The sequence below is a fragment of the Corynebacterium sp. 239_CJEI genome (genome assembly GCF_001055995.1).
Lineage (GTDB): Bacteria > Actinomycetota > Actinomycetes > Mycobacteriales > Mycobacteriaceae > Corynebacterium > Corynebacterium jeikeium_D.
Genome location: NZ_JVOW01000002.1, coordinates 14,736 through 30,284 on the forward strand (window position 1 = coordinate 14,736; position 15,549 = coordinate 30,284).

Sequence of the window (15,549 nt, forward strand, 5' to 3'; positions counted from 1 at the left end):
CGCTACGCCTCTACGCGTAAGCCCCCTCGATTCTCCATGCGCCGGCATGCCCTATGAGCAACCAGGCGACGATGGTACCGTCATGCGCTACCGCACGGATTTGCAGTCTTGCCGCTCGGCGAGCCTCATCGGGTACCCACCAGCGCTCGTCAATCGGCCAGGGCCCAGCCCACGATGACACGCGGTACGTTGTCACTCCATGCCGCACCAGAGATGGTTCCGCCGTCATGGTCGCTCGCCCAGTTACGCCCACGGTCTGCCCATTGTCATCGAGCACTTCCACCTCAGCATTAGCAGTCGCGGGAATAGTTGCCGGATTGGGAGCAAGAACGGCTCCCGGCCACGGCTGATTATTTTCCGCGGTTTTTGTGTTTTTGGGTTTTTCTCCGAAAGCGACAAATCCCACTCTTTCCCCTGGGCCACGCCCGCCCTGCATGATTGGTTGCTGTACTGCCTCTGACCCCAGTAACCCCTGCACACGCTCGGCAGCCCGGCGCGCTTTGGCTCGCGCATCATCACTACCGTGCCACAGATCCTGCTTTACGGTCCCGGCGGCGGCCACATCCAGTGGCTCTAACTGCAGCTCTACAATTCCGCGGCTGTCATCTCCATCATTTTCCTCAGCGCCGTCAACAGTTCCAGCAACAGTGCCGCTGTCCCCTCGTGGCTGCTGCCGATTCCTGTTATTCAGCCAGCCATCGAGCTGCCACCGAACCCTGTCAGCCGTAGTCTGTTCTGCCAGTGGCTCAGTGCAGCGCCATACTCTGCGCACCTCTGAGCCGTCACTAAATTGCGCCACCACCGCTAAGCGGTAACACGAATACCCATGGTTAAAAAGTTTTTCATGCAGTTGCCCAGCTAGAAAGCGCGCGACGAATGAGGCCTCATCCACTCTTCGGAGTGGACTCTCCCAAGACTGGTAGCTCACCGCCAGTCCTGGCGGCAAAGATCGCGGTGCCACCAACCGCACTTCCCCACGGCAGGCCAAATCGTGCCATCTAGCCCCCTGCGCCCCAAACCTGTTGGCTATATCCCGCTTAGGCAACGCAGCGACATCCCCCAATGTGCGCAGGCCGAGTTCCTGCCACGACTTCGCAAGCTCTGCGGGCATCTCCAGTGCACTTTCCGCCCTCAGCTCCACCAGAGAGATTCCCTGCCGAAATCTTTTGCCTTCATCTTCCCCGGGAGCTACCAGCACTCCCCTGCGCGCTGCCAAAATAGCTGTCACAATATCGTCCGCGAGCCCCAAGCTGCAGTCCACGCCCGGTACCGCAGCGGCATCAAGCAGCTTTTCCAAGGCCACATCCTGTCCGCCGTAATAACGCATTACCCCTCGCGCTGCCACAACCGCCAAGCCTGGCCGTAGAGCTTCGACCCCAGCTGCCACCGCCTCCAACCGTTGCAGCACGGACTCGAATTCTGCAGCGTCGCGCACCGCACTTTCCTCGACAACCTCCAGCTCCGGGCACAACGCTTCCGCATGGCGACGGCTTTGCCCGCGCCGTACCCCTGCACGGCGCGCACTCGGAGAACAAGCAGCTACTCCGCTATCACCCACAATCGCAACTGGACTGAGCGGATTAGCCTGCGACGTCACAGATGCTAGATGTGCTGCCTGCACTGGCCAATCAGGAAGCCATAGCGCCACCACACGGCTCGATTCCGCCGCTACCACTAGGACCTCCTCTGCGCGGGAAACGCGACCACATTGTTCTGTTCCACCTGTTCCCCCACCCGCCAACGGCACTGCCTCCGCGGAAACCGCGTCCCCGACACACTGACTTGGTAATCCACTGCTCGAATCCGGCCATAACCAGTGCCAAGCCCGGAAACACCAGCGACAGAGCTGGAAATTTCCGCAGCAGCGCCCGGCCACTGCTGCCCGACAAAAACCAGAGCACAACCACTCGTGCGCAGTCGTGCCTGCAGCGGACGTGCCTGCGACGGCGGCGGAGTGCGCGCCAACGAAGCCACCACCAAGTCAACGCCGTCCGCCAACAGCCCAATTACTTCAAGCGGCTGCATTCCAGGATCTGGCACACAGACAATGTTCGATAGCTTCCCGCCCAACTCCACCACGGAGAGCAACCCCTGTTCAGCGAGTCCAACTAGCGCAACATGACCTGTCTTCGTAACTTCCGCGATTAGACCTGCCAATACCGCACCGGGCTGTTCAATGACACTGACAGCCCCTTTTCGCACTACTCCCGCCAACGTATTTTCCAACGCCTCCGGCACCGGCAGAGCCTCACCGAGCCCAAAGGTTGCACCAGTTGCAGTCCCACCAGACTGGGCTGCCATCGCCTGCCGCAATGCCGCAATAGTCTGTTCCTTAGACTGCCCCGCAGCAATATTGACCGCCGTTGTCACTTCTTGTTCCACCTCATCCCGCTGCTATCCCACTGCCATCTCACTGCCATCCCCACTGCCCTGCCCACCACGAACACTGCTCGAATATTCTTTCCCAACAAGCGGATTAAACACTACCCTAAATAGCACGTACGTTCGATATTAATGCGCGAAGAAAAGCGCCGCACACCACCGCGCGACGCTCTAACCTCAGCCGAGTACTACATTTCGTACTACTTAGGCCTTCACATCGAGAACTACATCGAATTCGAGCAAATCAGCCGACGACGACACCGGCTTGCGCTTTTCGCCCTCATGCGAAGCCTTGAAGGCACGGCCCTCACGCCACCCCTGGTAGGCCTCCTCACTCTCCCACTCGGTAAAGACGAAGTAGCGGCTCTCTCCTGCAGTCGGACGCAGCAGTTGGAAACCAATGAAACCCGGCACATCGGTCATCTTTGAAGAGTTAGCGGAAAAGCGACGTTCGAGCTCTTCTCCCGCACCCTCAGGAACGGTAATAGCGTTAATTTTTACAATGCTCATGGCCTTAACACTAGCCACACAACTCTCAACAATCTATAGTTCCATCGCTACTAAACTTAAGAAGTATGACTGAACGCAGCCGGCACCAACACTCTTCAGGCTCTTACCAAGACGCAGCCGAACGCACGACGAAATTTATCAATAGTCCCGTGCGCCTGGGGACGGCAATTGGCGTCACCACCGCAGTGATCGCACTGCTCGCATTGCTTAAAGCCCACATCATCGGCTCCATTGGCTGGTGGATCCTGATCGCGCTTCTACTCGCACTCATTGGCACCACACTTTTCGTGCGCCAGGCAAAAACATCCACCAAAGAAACTCGGCCCTCCTACTTCGCCGAGCCAATGCGCGAGTCACCAAACGACATCTCGTGGAATAGCAGTCTAAGCGTGCTGCTGATGTTCCCCGGCGCATGGATTATTGCCGCCGTCGCCGAACGAATCTCCTCTACACCGGTCGCCTGCATAATGACCCTAGTTCTGTCCGCCATCACCGCTACCTGCGCAATCCTGCCGCGGCAATTCGGATTCCTCCCTCTCGCCGCGCATCTTCCTGACAATTTCGCCCAGCGCTGCCCCTACCCCGCCGACTCACCAGAGGCCCGCATCCTCACAGTCCTCTTCATCGCACGTCTACGCGACGGCTACGTCTTCTTCACCGACCAGCTCCCCTATTTCGCCATGCTTGACGACGATACCGTGAGCGCAGCTCTCCACACCCTAGCCGCCGATAAGCGCATCACCATCGCCAAGAACAATTCGGCCCTGACGGAAAAGGGCCGTGCCCGCGAGTTTGCACAACTCACAGACACGGCCCTTGCCAACTAGTGGCTTACTCCCACTCAATGGTTCCCGGTGGCTTGGAAGTCACATCCAGGACCACGCGGTTGACCTCAGGCACCTCGTTGGTGATACGAGTGGAGATTTTCTCCAGCGTATCGTAGGGAACACGAGTCCAGTCAGCGGTCATCGCATCCTCAGAGGAAACCGGGCGCAGCACGATTGGGTGGCCATAAGTACGACCATCACCCTGGACACCGACCGAGCGGACGTCGGCAAGCAGGACGACCGGGCACTGCCAGACAACCTCGTCCATACCTGCGGCCGTCATTTCCTCGCGTGCAATGGCGTCGGCGCGACGGAGGGTATCCAGACGCCCCTCATCGACAGCGCCGATGATGCGGATACCAAGACCCGGACCCGGGAACGGCTGGCGAGCGACGATTTCTTCCGGCAGCCCCAGTTCGCGACCGACCGCACGGACCTCGTCCTTGAACAGCAGGCGCAGCGGCTCAACGAGGGTGAACTCAACGTCATCCGGCAGACCGCCGACGTTGTGGTGGCTCTTAATGTTGGCGGTACCAGAACCGCCACCGGACTCAACCACATCCGGGTACAGGGTGCCCTGGACCAGGAAGTCCACGGTCTCGCCCTCCGGAGCGCCCTCCAGCGCCTGTGCGACAGCGCGCTCGAAGGAGCGGATGAACTCACGGCCGATGGTCTTACGTTTGGTCTCCGGATCGGTGATACCAGCCAGAGCATCCAGGAAGACCTTGGAATCGTCGACGGTAATCAGCTTCGCACCAGTTGCGGCAACGAAATCCTTCTCAACCTGCTCGCGCTCGCCCTGGCGCAGCAGCCCATGGTCGACGAAGACACAGGTCAGACGGTCACCAATAGCGCGTTGCACAAGTGCGGCGGCAACTGCGGAGTCAACGCCGCCAGACAGACCGCAAATTGCGCGACCGGTCTCACCGACCTGATTACGGACCTGCTCAATCAGCTCTTCCGCGATGTTAGCGGCAGTCCAGTCCGGCTCCAGGCCAGCAATCTCATACAGGAACTTCTCCAGAACCTGCTGACCATACGGCGAGTGGTTGACCTCCGGGTGGTACTGCACACCGGCCATGCGCTTTTCCAAGCACTCGAAAGCCGCTACCGGAGCACCCTTGGTGGACGCCGTAACGGTGAAGCCCTCCGGCGCCTTAGACACCGCGTCACCGTGGCTCATCCACACCTCGTGTGTCTCCGGCACACCAGTGTGAGCGACACCGCCACCGTCGACGACGTTCAGCTGCGTGCGGCCGTACTCACGGTCACCGGTAGCAGCAATCGTGCCGCCGAGCACCTCAGTCATCGCCTGGAAGCCGTAGCAAATACCAAACACCGGAATGCCCAGCTCAAGCCACTCTGGGTTGAGCTTCGGGGCACCTTCGGCGTAGGCACTGGACGGGCCGCCGGACAGCACCAGCGCAGCCGGGTTCTTGGCCTTAATTTCTTCGGTCGTCGCATCATGCGAGACCACTTCGGAATAAATTTTTGCCTCGCGCACACGTCGCGCGATGAGCTGCGCATACTGCGCACCGAAGTCCACGACGAGGACGGGCTTAGTCACCTGTTCAGACACGCCCTAAAGCTTATCAAGACTTACGGACTGCAGGCATACCCAGGTTCAGTGCAGCCGGAGCATCTTCCGGCACAGCCGGGTTCACCGGAGCAATCGGATCCAGGCGCACGTAGGACTCACCCTGCGCCGGACGCTGATCTTCCTCACCCTTATTCGGCCACAGCGACGTTGCACGCTCCGCATTCGCGGAAATCGACAGTGACGGGTTCACTCCCGGGTTGGCTGCCATCGCCGAACCGTCGTGAATCGAGAGCGTCGGGTAACCCCACACACGCAAGTACGGATCAACAACGCCGTTTTCGGGTGAATCCGAAATCGTTGCGCCGCCAATGAAGTGAGCTGTCAAAGGAATGTTTGCCAACTCACCGATAGTGCCCCCAGCCAGCACACGACCATTCCGACCACGTGCACTGAGCTTGTCCGCCGCACGTTGCGTAGCTTCGTTACCCGACGGAATCCACGTCGGATTCGGCTCCCCCTCGCCCTGCTTACTCATCAGGAAACGCACCGGCCCGATCTTTTGCAGGTACGTCGTAATCGAGTTGTCGCGATTCTGCATCACCAGAGAAATCACGGTGCGCTGCGACCACTTACGCAGATTCACGAGCTGCGTCAGGTAGTTAGGATGCTTTACGACGGTTCCCACAGCCTGCAACCATCGCGGAGTCCGACGACCTCCTTCGGTCATAATCATCTGCAGCATTGCGATGGCATTAGAGCCCTTACCGTAGCGCACTGGCTCGATATGGGTGTCCTCGTCCGGGAAGAATGACGAAGTGATGGCTACACCGTTAGAGAAGTCATTTTCCGGGTCCACCTTCGTACCCATCGCGCCCAAAATAGCCTCGGAGTTAGTGCGGGTCAGCTTGCCCAAAGACTTCGGCAGCAGCGGCAAGTGCCCATCGGCCTGCTGGCGATGCAGCAAATTCTGGGTGCCCCATGCACCGGCGGCGAGAATGACGCGCTTAGCGCTAAACTGCTGCTTGCCCTTAGCTACCCAACGACCAGTGCGCTCAGTGTCAATAACCCAGGAGCCATCAGCCTGAGGATGCAGACCGGTAACGGTAGTGCGGTCAAAGACCTGCGCACCAAACTTCTCCGCCAAGTAGAGGTAGTTCTTAACCAGGGTGTTCTTAGCATTGTGACGGCAACCAGTCATGCACTCACCACATTCCGTACAAGCAGTACGGTCCGGGCCAATCCCCCCGAAGTAAGGATCGGAAACTGTTTGCCCCGGCGCACCCTGACCACCGGTCTTGGCGCCAAAGAACACACCCACCGGAGTCGAGCGGAAAGTATGGCCCACACCCATATCTTCGGCTACCTCACGCATGACGACGTCGGCAGGCGTGTCGGATGGGTTGGTGACCACCCCGAGCATGCGAGATGCATTGTCATAGTGCGGAGTGAGTTCTGACTCCCAGTCGGTAATGTGCCCCCACTGACGGTGCTGGAAGTACTCGGTGCCCGGCTTATACAGAGTGTTTGCGTAGTTAAGAGAACCACCGCCGACGCCGGCACCAGCGAGAATCATGACATCTTTCAACATGTGCACACGCTGGACACCAAAGAGTCCCAGCTTAGGAGCCCACAGGTACTTGTGAAGCCGCCAGCTGGTCTTGGCAAAGTCTTTATCTTCGAACCGTCGACCAGCTTCGAGAACTGCCACTCGGTAGCCCTTTTCAGTCAACCGCAAAGCAGAAACAGAACCACCGAAACCGGAACCGACGATTACAACATCGAAATCACGTTGTTTACTCATGGGAAAAGCCACCTTCTCTAAGGGCGTAACGCTAATGCGCGGAACTCATGTTCCTAACCCTAAGCGGAGGTGGCTTTTCAGTAAGGTAGTTTTGCGAAAAAACTATCCGATTACTTTAATTAAAAACCCTTTGGACGTACCGACAGCTCAACGCGGTGGAAGGACTTCAGGTTGGTAAAGCCGCACTTGGCCATTGCGCGACGCAGGCCACCGGCGAGATTGCGGTCACCGAACGGCGAAGCGGAAGGGCCAAACAGAGCCTCTTCCAGGCTGACCAATTCCTTCTCATCGTCGACGACCGGCCACACCGCACCGCGCGGGTACTTCGGATGTGCCGCAACAGACGGCCAGGCGTAGCCCTGCCCCGGAGCTTCGTGGACGGTTGCCAGCACACTGGACAGTGCCACAGCATCCGCACCGCAGGCGATTGCCTTGGCGATGTCACCGACGGTATCAATGCCGCCATCGGCAATGATGTGGACGTAACGCCCCTCGGTCTCATCGAGGTAGTCCTTACGAGCAGCTGCAGCATCCGCAATAGCGGTAGCCATTGGCACATCGATACCGAGCGCATCCGGGGACGTCGTAAAGCCCGTACCGACAATCACACCAGCTGCGCCTGAACGCATCAGATGCAGCGCAGTCTGGTAGTCGACAACGCCACCGGCGATAACTGGAACGTCCAGGCTGCCGATGAAGTCCTTGAGGTTTAGCGGTTCACCCTGAGCCGTGACATGCTCTGCGGAAATCAGCGTGCCCTGGATAACCAACAAGTCGATGCCGGCCTTGATAGCCAGCGGAGCCAGCTCACGGGCATGCTGCGGGGAGACACGAACTGCAGTAATCGCGCCGGTTGCGCGAATCTCCTTGATGCGCTCAACCAACAGGTCAGTATCAATTGGAGCAGAGTGCAGTTCCTGCAGCTTGCGGTTCGCTGCCTCGGATTCACGCTTGGTGGCGGCATTCTTTGCCAACTCCACCAGCTCGGCGATCTTGTCCTGCGCATCGGCGTGACGGGCCCAGATACCCTCGGCGTTGAGAACCGCCAAACCGCCCAGGCGAGCAAACTCAGCGACGGATTCCGGGCTGGCGATGGCATCTGTCGGATGCATCATCATCGGGAGTTCGAAATCGTAGGCGTCAATTCGCCAGGAGGTATCGACGTCCTTGGACGACCGGGTACGCCGAGTGGGAACGAGTGCAATATCGTCCAACTCGTAGGTCCGGCGTGCCTCGCGGCCAATACCGATTTCAACGATGTCGCGCATGAGCTTTCCTCACATGCCCTTTCCGTGGAATTTAACTCGACTAAGCCAGTTTAGCGCTGGTAGTAGTTCGGCGCTTCGACAGTCATCTGGATATCGTGCGGGTGCGACTCGCGCAGGCCTGCAGCGGTGATCTGGACGAACTGTGCGTCGTGCAGCTGCTCGACGGTAGCGGAACCGGTGTAGCCCATAGCTGCACGCAGACCACCGACCAGCTGGTGAACGATGGAGTCGATACTGCCGCGGAACGGAACACGACCCTCAATGCCTTCCGGAACCAGCTTCTCTTCGCTCTTGACATCAGCCTGGAAGTAGCGGTCCTTGGAGTAGGAGCGCTTCTCACCGGTCAGGCCGCGGCCCTGCATGGCACCCAGCGAGCCCATGCCACGGTACATCTTGTACTGCTTGCCGTTGACGAAGGTGACCTCACCCGGAGCCTCAGCGGTACCGGCCAGCATCGAACCGAGCATGACGGAGGATGCCCCGGCTGCCAGAGCCTTGGCGATGTCGCCGGAGAACTGCATACCGCCATCGGCGATAATCGGAACGCCAGCCTTCTTAGCTGCGACAGAGGCTTCCATGATGGCGGTGATCTGCGGGGCGCCCACACCTGCGACAACGCGAGTGGTGCAAATCGAGCCTGGGCCGATACCGACCTTGATGGCATCTGCACCCGCGTCAATCATGGCCTGTGCAGCGCCACGGGTAGCCAGGTTGCCGCCGATAATCTGGATGTTCTCGCCGAATTCCTTCTTAACGCGGGAGACCATCTCAAGTACACCTGAGTTGTGGGCGTGAGCGGTATCAACAACGAGCACGTCTACGCCTGCGTCAGCCAATGCGTGCGCGCGCTTCCAGGAGTCCTCGCCGGTACCGATGCCAGCACCGACCAGCAGACGGCCGGAACCATCCTTGGAAGCATTCGGGTACTGATCCTTCTTGACGAAGTCCTTGACGGTAATCAGACCAGTCAGGCGGCCTTCGCCATCGACGATCGGCAGCTTCTCCACCTTGTGAGCGCGCAGCAGGTTCAGCGCCGCATCGCCAGACACACCCTGCTCAGCCACGACCAGCGGCATCGGGGTCATGATTTCGGAAACCTTGCGGTTCAGGTCTGCCTCAAAACGCATGTCGCGGTTGGTGCAGATACCGACCAGCTTGCCGTCCTTGTCGACGACCGGCAGGCCCGAGATGCGGTAACGAGCGCACTTGGCATCTACTTCGGCGATGGTGTCATCCGGGGAACAGGTCACCGGGTCGGACACCATGCCAGCCTCAGAGCGCTTCACAATCTCGACCTGCTGCGCCTGCTCCTCAATGGACAGGTTGCGGTGCAGGATACCCATACCGCCCTGGCGGGCCATAGCAACAGCCATGCGGGCCTCGGTGACGGTGTCCATAGCAGCGGACACAACCGGAATGTTCAGACGCAGCTCACGAGTGAGCTGCGTCGAAGTATCAACGCCGGAGGGGATAACGTCCGAAGCATCCGGCAGCAGCAGGACGTCATCGAATGTAAGGCCGACTAGTGGAATCTTGTTGGGATTGTCTCCGCCGAGGCTAATTCCCGTGGGGTTGGTCATGGACTCCTCCTGCTCCACCCTTGCCGACATCCGGCCAGGGGCGCTATCGCTTCGTGGTTGCCAAACGTTATATACAGGGTAGTCCTTCAGTGATGAAACGCGACAATTAGGCGGAGCGACAGGTGCCCGACAAGGGTTAGCCGAAAGCTAGCTGAGGGTTATTCCAAGGTGAACTAAACCCCAACTAAGTGCATCGCCAATCGACAGGATTGCCGTACAGAGCTGTTACGGTAGTGGTTGTGAACCACAACTTTTTCTCATCCATGCCGCGGGATCCGTTCGAAGGAGATCCCAATGACCCGGCAAGCTTTCTCGAGCCGGATGAGCCGTTTGCTCCACTGACAGACCAGGAACGTCGAGAGGTTCTTGAAGATCTGGCCGCAGTTCGCCTATTCCGCACCGCTTTGAGCCCAGAGGGATTACTGGGCGTCTGCATGTTGTGTGAGGACTGCGGTGACGAGCACTTTTATAACTGGGAGGTTTTGGAAAACCACTACCTGATGCTCCTGTCTGGACAGGCATCTCCGGTTCACGAGCCACAATTCGATCCAGACCCCTCCCGTTACGCCCCATGGGACTACTGCGCAGGCTTTGTCGACGGTCTGCGTTCTCGACGACCTGGCCGTTTCTAAAAATTTGGTAAGAGTTTGACGGAATTGTTTGCGTAGTATCCCGGCTGGCCTCCTTAGGTTTACCAACCGTTCATTGTTGGCCTCCACACTTGAGCTCACTGCTTCAAGAAAGCTCAATGAAGGAGACATCAATTCCGATGACGTACATCGACCACTTGCCCGGGCCCAATGCGGATTTGTGGGATTGGCAGCTGCACGGCTCTTGCCGCGGGCAGGACTCCGCGACCTTCTTCCACCCGGAAGGCGAGCGCGGACGCGCACGCAGCCTGCGTGAAGCCCGTGCGAAGGCTATCTGCCGTTCTTGCCCTGTTCTTATGCAGTGCCGTAGTCACGCACTCAAGGTTGGTGAGCCATACGGTGTCTGGGGCGGTCTCAGCGAATCTGAACGAAATGAAATCCTTCGAGCTAAGCCGGCCGCACGTGAACGCGAACTTGAACGCGTTCTAGTTACTGCCATGTAGTCCCTCCCCTCTCTCGGACTCCAGCCGGTTCACATAAAAACCAAAATGCTCCCCACCCTCAGATTGAAAGGTGGGGAGCATTTTACGTGCCAAAGGCCCGGGCACTAGCTCACTGACAATTAGTGAGCGTGATCGTGCTGCGGCTCTTCCTCCGGCTTATCCACAACGGAAGCCTCGGTGGTCAGCAGCATACGCGCCACGGAGGTTGCGTTGACGACTGCGGAGTGAGTGACCTTGACCGGGTCGATGACGCCGGACTCAATCAGGTTCTCGTAAGTGTCAGTAGCAGCGTTGTAGCCGTTGCCGTTCTCCAGCTCACCAATGTGGTAGACAACGACAGCACCGTCCTTACCAGCATTCTCAGCAATCCAGAAAGCCGGACGGGTCAGAGCCTTGGCAACTGCACGGACACCGACTGCCTCGTCGCCCTCGAACTCGTCAGCGAATGCCTCGAGTTCACGGGAGATCTGCACCAGTACGGAACCGCCGCCGGCGATGACGCCTTCCTGAGCTGCCGCACGAGCAGCGTTAATGGCATCCTCGACACGCAGCTTGCGCTCGTTGACCTCGGTCTCGGTAGCAGCGCCGACCTTAATGACAGCCACGCCGCCAGAGAGCTTCGCCAGACGCTCTTCCAGCTTCTCGCGATCCCAGTCAGAGTCAGTGCGCTCAATCTCGGCACGGATCTGGTTACGACGCTCTTCCACAGCCTCAGCGGTGCCGGCACCGTCAACCAGAACGGTCTCGTCCTTGGTAATGGTGATACGGCGTGCGTTACCCAGCACCTCAAGTCCTACGTCCTTCAGCTGCATGCCAGTGTCAGCCGTAACGACGGTTGCACCGGTGACAACTGCCAGATCATCCATGAACGCCTTACGACGGTCACCGAAGTACGGTGCCTTCACTGCGGCAACCTTCAAGGTCTTGCGCATAGCGTTGATGACCAGTGCGGACAGCGCCTCGCCCTCGATATCCTCAGCCATAATCAGAGTCGGCTTGCCGGACTCGGCAATCTTCTCCAGAATCGGCAGGAACTCCGGCAGGGAGGAAATCTTCTCACGGACCAGCAGCACCTGTGCACCGTCAAGAATTGCCTGCTGAGCCTCGACGTCGGTAATGAAGTACGGCGAGAGGAAGCCCTTGTTGAAAGACACGCCCTCGGTCACGGACAGCTCGGTGGCAATCGACTGCGACTCCTCCACAGAGACGACGCCGTCCTTGCCAACCTTGTCCATGGCACCTGCAACCAGGTCACCAATTTCAGTGTCGCGCGAGGAAACGGTTGCCACCTGTGCGATGGCAGCAGAGCTGCTGACCGAGGTGGCGCGCTGCTTCAGCAGCTCAACCGCCTTGTCGGATGCAGCGTGAATACCACGGTTCAGCGAAATCGGGTTTGCGCCGGCTGCAACGTTGCGCAGACCCTCGTGGACCAGCGCCTGTGCCAGCAGCGTTGCGGTAGTAGTACCGTCACCGGCAACGTCATTGGTCTTGACCGCAACGGACTTAACCAACTGCGCGCCGAGGTTCTCAAACGGATCCTCAACGTCGATGTCGCGGGCGATGGTCACACCATCATTGGTGACCAGCGGACCGCCGAAGGCCTTGTCCAGGACAACGTTGCGACCCTTCGGGCCAAGCGTGACCTTGACTGCGTCGGCAAGCGTGTCCACACCGCGCTTGAGGCCTTCGCGAGCCTCTTCGTTAAAAGCAATAAGCTTCGCCATGTGTGGGTACGTCCTCCCTTTAGTTCTCGATAACAGCCAGGATGTCGCGCTGCGACAGCAGCAGGTACTCTTCGCCCTGGTACTTCAGCTCAGTGCCGCCGTACTTGGAGAAGATGACGATGTCACCCTCCTTGACGTCCATAGGAATGCGGTCATCGTCATCGGCCCAACGACCCGGACCAACTGCGATAACGGTAGCTTCCTGCGGCTTCTCCTTAGCGGAGTCCGGGATAACCAGGCCAGAAGCCGTGGTGGTCTCTGCTTCGTTGATCTGGACGAGGACGCGGTCCTCCAGCGGCTTGATGTTGACGTTCGCCACGATGAATTCCTCCATACATGCGGTGATGTGATGTTCTTGTGCCGGTTGGTCTGCCGTGCACAGCCGTCGTCGCGGGTGAACAACTGTGTGTCAAACAACCTTCGTTAGCACTCTACCCCTGCAAGTGCTAACACTCAACAATAGTGAGCGCTAATGCTAATTGGTCAGCTTGTCGGGGTTACACGCCATACGACCGAACACAGTAACCGTCATTCCGTGTTCCTTGATGTACTCATCGCTAAAGCACGGGCCACCAGAACCGGTTGTGTAACGACTGTCTGGCTCCCTCCTTTGCCAGGCACCTTCGTCCCATTGGTAGACCGCCAGTCCACCACTGTTTGCGCGCCCACCCAGCGCCCACCATCCGTCACAGGCGACAATCGTAAAGTTTTCCTCCGTAGTCGGGAACGCCGATGCCTCGCAATCCCCACTAATCGGATAATCGGGCGTAGCCGTACTCGTAGTTTCCTTCTTGGCTTTCTCCGGCGACTTCACCTTCACGGTCTCCGTCGCAGTCGCAGTAACAGTGAGCTTCGGCGTTACTTCATCCTTGGCACCTGCACCAAACCATTGCTCACCTCGACCACTCACAACTAGGTAAAGCACCGCCGCTACAGCGACAATCACCACAAGCAGCAGCGCGATGACTGCCCATAGCACTCCCCGAGCACGACCGCGCTGATGTTCAACTTGCGGTGCTTGCGTTGTTTGCAGTTCACCCTGCGGCGCAAACAGCTCAGTCTGATTATGCGAATTATCGGATGGCTGAAGTTCCCACTCGCTGTAGTCTTTACTCATTTTTGGGCAAGCGCTTTCCTGTAATTGTCCTGCGATCCATGGCAGAGAAACAAGTCAAAGTCAGTTAACGAAATTTAACATGGATCCGAGGGGCAATCACTGCTTATTGCATTACAGGATCTTCCACAGGCATGGAGGGGTCGGTCGGGCAGGCGTAGCCAGAGGGCTTGACCCCCGCGGCAATGAGGTAGGCGGCAGCTGCGCCAATCATGACACCGTTGTCGGTGCACAGCTTAATCGGTGGCACGTGCAGCGTAATTCCTGCCGAGGTAGCTCGCGCCGCTGCGAGTTCACGCAACCTCGAGTTCGCAGCCACACCACCACCGAGCAGCAGCGTAGTGGCCCCCACATCCTGAGCTGCGCGAACGGCCTTCTTGGTCAATACATCGCAGACCGCCTCCTGGAAGGAAGCACAGACGTCCTCTACGGAGTATTCACGACCTTCCTTCTCTGCCGCTTCGACATAGCGGGCCACGGCGGTTTTCAAGCCGGAGAAGGAGAAGTCATGGCGCGCATCCTGCTGGCGCATCATGGCGCGAGGAAACGCGATGGCCTTGCGATTTCCCTGCTTAGCCAACTTATCGATAATCGGGCCGCCCGGGTAACCCAACCCAAGCAACCTCGAAACCTTGTCGTATGCCTCTCCGGCTGCGTCGTCAAGCGTCGATCCGAGCTCCTCCATCGGACGACCAACCCCCTGCACGCGCAGCAGCTGCGTGTGCCCGCCGGAAACCAAGAGCGCCACTGCGTTGGATAGATCCGCGCCGTCGAGAGCTCCGACAGCAACGTGGCCACCAAGGTGATTAATGCCGTAGAAAGGCACACCCCAGGCGGCGGCATAAGCCTTCGCGCCTGCCGAACCGACCAGCAGCGCACCGGCGAGACCGGGTCCCACGGTAGCGGCGACGGCATCTGGGATAAAAGTATCGATACCGAGCTTGGCAGCTGCTTGCGCGCGCGCCTCGGAGACTACTGGCTGCAGGGCTTCCAAATGAGCGCGGGAAGCAATCTCCGGGACCACACCACCGAAGCGGGCGTGCTGTTCCATGGAGGATGCGACGACGTCGGCAAGCACTTCCACCTCGGGAATGGCGGGGGCGCTGGTGTCGGTGTCGTCGTAGCGCACACGCATCACTGCAGCGCCAGTCTCATCGCAGGAACTCTCGATTGCCAGCAGGGTCAACTCGGTCATAGCAGTCATGGTACTAGCGCACCACCGGGTCACTTACCAGCGACCGAGTTTAAATTTCGAGGCGACCGAGGTTCCGCACAGCGGCACGCCAGAGAGCGTATTCCTCTGGGTAGTCATCGCGGTAGTGACGCACGGCGCGCATACCGTGCTTAATACGCTCGATTTCCTCGTCGCCGATATCCTTGCCCTCGGCGTCGACAAATACGACCGTTCCGCAAATTGCGGTGGTGGGGTCGGTAAAGAAAGCCGAGTTGCCCGTAGCAGCCTCATTGCGGCCGAGGGACGCGACCGGATTCGGTTCAGCGCCCTCAGCCTTGGCCGTCGGGTTGTAGAGAGCGGCGTAATCGGCGCCGTCTTCCTGAAACGCCACCGAAACACGGTCGGAGGAAACTCCGCCGAGGAATGTAGCAGCGGCCTCCAACTCAAATTCGACGATGCGATGCGTCAGGTCAGGGTTCACCAGAAAACCTTTAATCATGGAAACAGAGGTACCGCACCGCACCCGCTCCCGCATC

General features: G+C 58.9%; 15 protein-coding genes. 3 read left to right on the top strand and 12 right to left on the bottom strand.

Annotated features, from left to right (window positions below):
* Positions 1–10: 10 nt before the first annotated feature.
* The 3 genes from ADB08_RS00315 to ADB08_RS00325 all read right to left on the bottom strand — a co-directional run bounded on the left by ADB08_RS00315 (position 11) and on the right by ADB08_RS00325 (position 2,892).
* Entirely contained in the window at positions 11–1,675 is a 1,665-nt protein-coding gene (locus tag ADB08_RS00315; RefSeq protein ID WP_049169939.1) for a Y-family DNA polymerase, read from the bottom strand.
* The gene (locus ADB08_RS00320; protein ID WP_049169941.1) at positions 1,675–2,370 is read right to left on the bottom strand and encodes a hypothetical protein; all 696 of its coding nucleotides are present in this window, start codon (positions 2,368–2,370) and stop codon (positions 1,675–1,677) included. Before ADB08_RS00320 ends, ADB08_RS00315 begins: the two co-directional genes overlap by 1 nt.
* Before the next feature lie 216 nt (positions 2,371–2,586).
* Complete coding sequence (locus ADB08_RS00325) at positions 2,587–2,892, bottom strand: antibiotic biosynthesis monooxygenase family protein (RefSeq protein ID WP_038629377.1); 306 nt, start codon at positions 2,890–2,892, stop codon at positions 2,587–2,589.
* A 65-nt stretch (positions 2,893–2,957) separates the two neighbouring features.
* On the opposite strand from ADB08_RS00325, the gene ADB08_RS00330 reads away from it, so the two are divergent.
* Positions 2,958–3,719: a hypothetical protein gene (locus ADB08_RS00330; protein WP_049169943.1), complete on the top strand. Its 762-nt coding sequence runs from the start codon at positions 2,958–2,960 to the stop codon at positions 3,717–3,719.
* A gap of 4 nt (positions 3,720–3,723) precedes the next feature.
* Here the strand turns inward: ADB08_RS00330 and guaA are convergent, their stop codons facing one another.
* The 4 genes from guaA to guaB all read right to left on the bottom strand — a co-directional run bounded on the left by guaA (position 3,724) and on the right by guaB (position 9,908).
* Positions 3,724–5,298, bottom strand: coding sequence for a glutamine-hydrolyzing GMP synthase (guaA, locus tag ADB08_RS00335; protein WP_048731530.1), 1,575 nt, complete (start codon positions 5,296–5,298; stop codon positions 3,724–3,726).
* Positions 5,299–5,311: 13 nt separating this feature from the next.
* Positions 5,312–7,060: an FAD-dependent oxidoreductase gene (locus tag ADB08_RS00340; protein WP_049169947.1), complete on the bottom strand. Its 1,749-nt coding sequence runs from the start codon at positions 7,058–7,060 to the stop codon at positions 5,312–5,314.
* 119 nt (positions 7,061–7,179) lie between these two features.
* On the bottom strand, positions 7,180–8,328 hold the full coding sequence (locus ADB08_RS00345; protein WP_048731529.1) for a GuaB3 family IMP dehydrogenase-related protein: 1,149 nt from the start codon (positions 8,326–8,328) through the stop codon (positions 7,180–7,182).
* Between the two features lie 50 nt (positions 8,329–8,378).
* Complete coding sequence (gene guaB / locus ADB08_RS00350; protein WP_016422119.1) at positions 8,379–9,908, bottom strand: IMP dehydrogenase; 1,530 nt, start codon at positions 9,906–9,908, stop codon at positions 8,379–8,381.
* 263 nt (positions 9,909–10,171) lie between these two features.
* Here guaB and ADB08_RS00355 point away from each other — a divergent pair, with 263 nt between their 5' ends.
* A complete protein-coding gene (locus tag ADB08_RS00355) occupies positions 10,172–10,540 on the top strand; it encodes a DUF5319 domain-containing protein (protein ID WP_038629374.1) in 369 nt (122 codons plus the stop codon).
* A 137-nt stretch (positions 10,541–10,677) separates the two neighbouring features.
* Positions 10,678–11,001, top strand: coding sequence for a WhiB family transcriptional regulator (locus ADB08_RS00360; protein WP_016422117.1), 324 nt, complete (start codon positions 10,678–10,680; stop codon positions 10,999–11,001).
* A gap of 119 nt (positions 11,002–11,120) precedes the next feature.
* On the opposite strand, the gene groL is transcribed toward ADB08_RS00360, so the two are convergent.
* The 5 genes from groL to ADB08_RS00385 all read right to left on the bottom strand — a co-directional run bounded on the left by groL (position 11,121) and on the right by ADB08_RS00385 (position 15,512).
* Entirely contained in the window at positions 11,121–12,725 is a 1,605-nt protein-coding gene (gene groL, locus ADB08_RS00365) for a chaperonin GroEL (protein WP_016422116.1), read from the bottom strand.
* 19 nt (positions 12,726–12,744) lie between these two features.
* Positions 12,745–13,044 carry a co-chaperone GroES gene (groES, locus tag ADB08_RS00370; protein ID WP_005510054.1) on the bottom strand — a complete coding sequence of 100 codons (300 nt, stop codon included), beginning with the start codon at positions 13,042–13,044 and terminating at the stop codon, positions 12,745–12,747.
* Positions 13,045–13,200: 156 nt separating this feature from the next.
* Complete coding sequence (locus tag ADB08_RS00375) at positions 13,201–13,842, bottom strand: hypothetical protein (protein ID WP_049169953.1); 642 nt, start codon at positions 13,840–13,842, stop codon at positions 13,201–13,203.
* A 103-nt stretch (positions 13,843–13,945) separates the two neighbouring features.
* Entirely contained in the window at positions 13,946–15,025 is a 1,080-nt protein-coding gene (gene tsaD / locus ADB08_RS00380) for a tRNA (adenosine(37)-N6)-threonylcarbamoyltransferase complex transferase subunit TsaD (protein WP_049170057.1), read from the bottom strand.
* A 58-nt stretch (positions 15,026–15,083) separates the two neighbouring features.
* Positions 15,084–15,512, bottom strand: coding sequence for a hypothetical protein (locus tag ADB08_RS00385; protein ID WP_042388422.1), 429 nt, complete (start codon positions 15,510–15,512; stop codon positions 15,084–15,086).
* Positions 15,513–15,549: the final 37 nt, after the last annotated feature.

Coding starts and splice junctions, on each gene's coding strand:
- ADB08_RS00325 (WP_038629377.1), bottom strand. CDS start 2,892: ATGAGCATTGTAAAAATTAACGCTATTACCGTTCCTGAGGGTGCGGGA.
- ADB08_RS00330 (WP_049169943.1), top strand. CDS start 2,958: ATGACTGAACGCAGCCGGCACCAACACTCTTCAGGCTCTTACCAAGAC.
- ADB08_RS00340 (WP_049169947.1), bottom strand. CDS start 7,060: ATGAGTAAACAACGTGATTTCGATGTTGTAATCGTCGGTTCCGGTTTC.
- ADB08_RS00345 (WP_048731529.1), bottom strand. CDS start 8,328: ATGCGCGACATCGTTGAAATCGGTATTGGCCGCGAGGCACGCCGGACC.
- guaB (WP_016422119.1), bottom strand. CDS start 9,908: ATGACCAACCCCACGGGAATTAGCCTCGGCGGAGACAATCCCAACAAG.
- ADB08_RS00355 (WP_038629374.1), top strand. CDS start 10,172: ATGCCGCGGGATCCGTTCGAAGGAGATCCCAATGACCCGGCAAGCTTT.
- ADB08_RS00360 (WP_016422117.1), top strand. CDS start 10,678: ATGACGTACATCGACCACTTGCCCGGGCCCAATGCGGATTTGTGGGAT.
- groL (WP_016422116.1), bottom strand. CDS start 12,725: ATGGCGAAGCTTATTGCTTTTAACGAAGAGGCTCGCGAAGGCCTCAAG.
- ADB08_RS00375 (WP_049169953.1), bottom strand. CDS start 13,842: ATGAGTAAAGACTACAGCGAGTGGGAACTTCAGCCATCCGATAATTCG.
- ADB08_RS00385 (WP_042388422.1), bottom strand. CDS start 15,512: ATGATTAAAGGTTTTCTGGTGAACCCTGACCTGACGCATCGCATCGTC.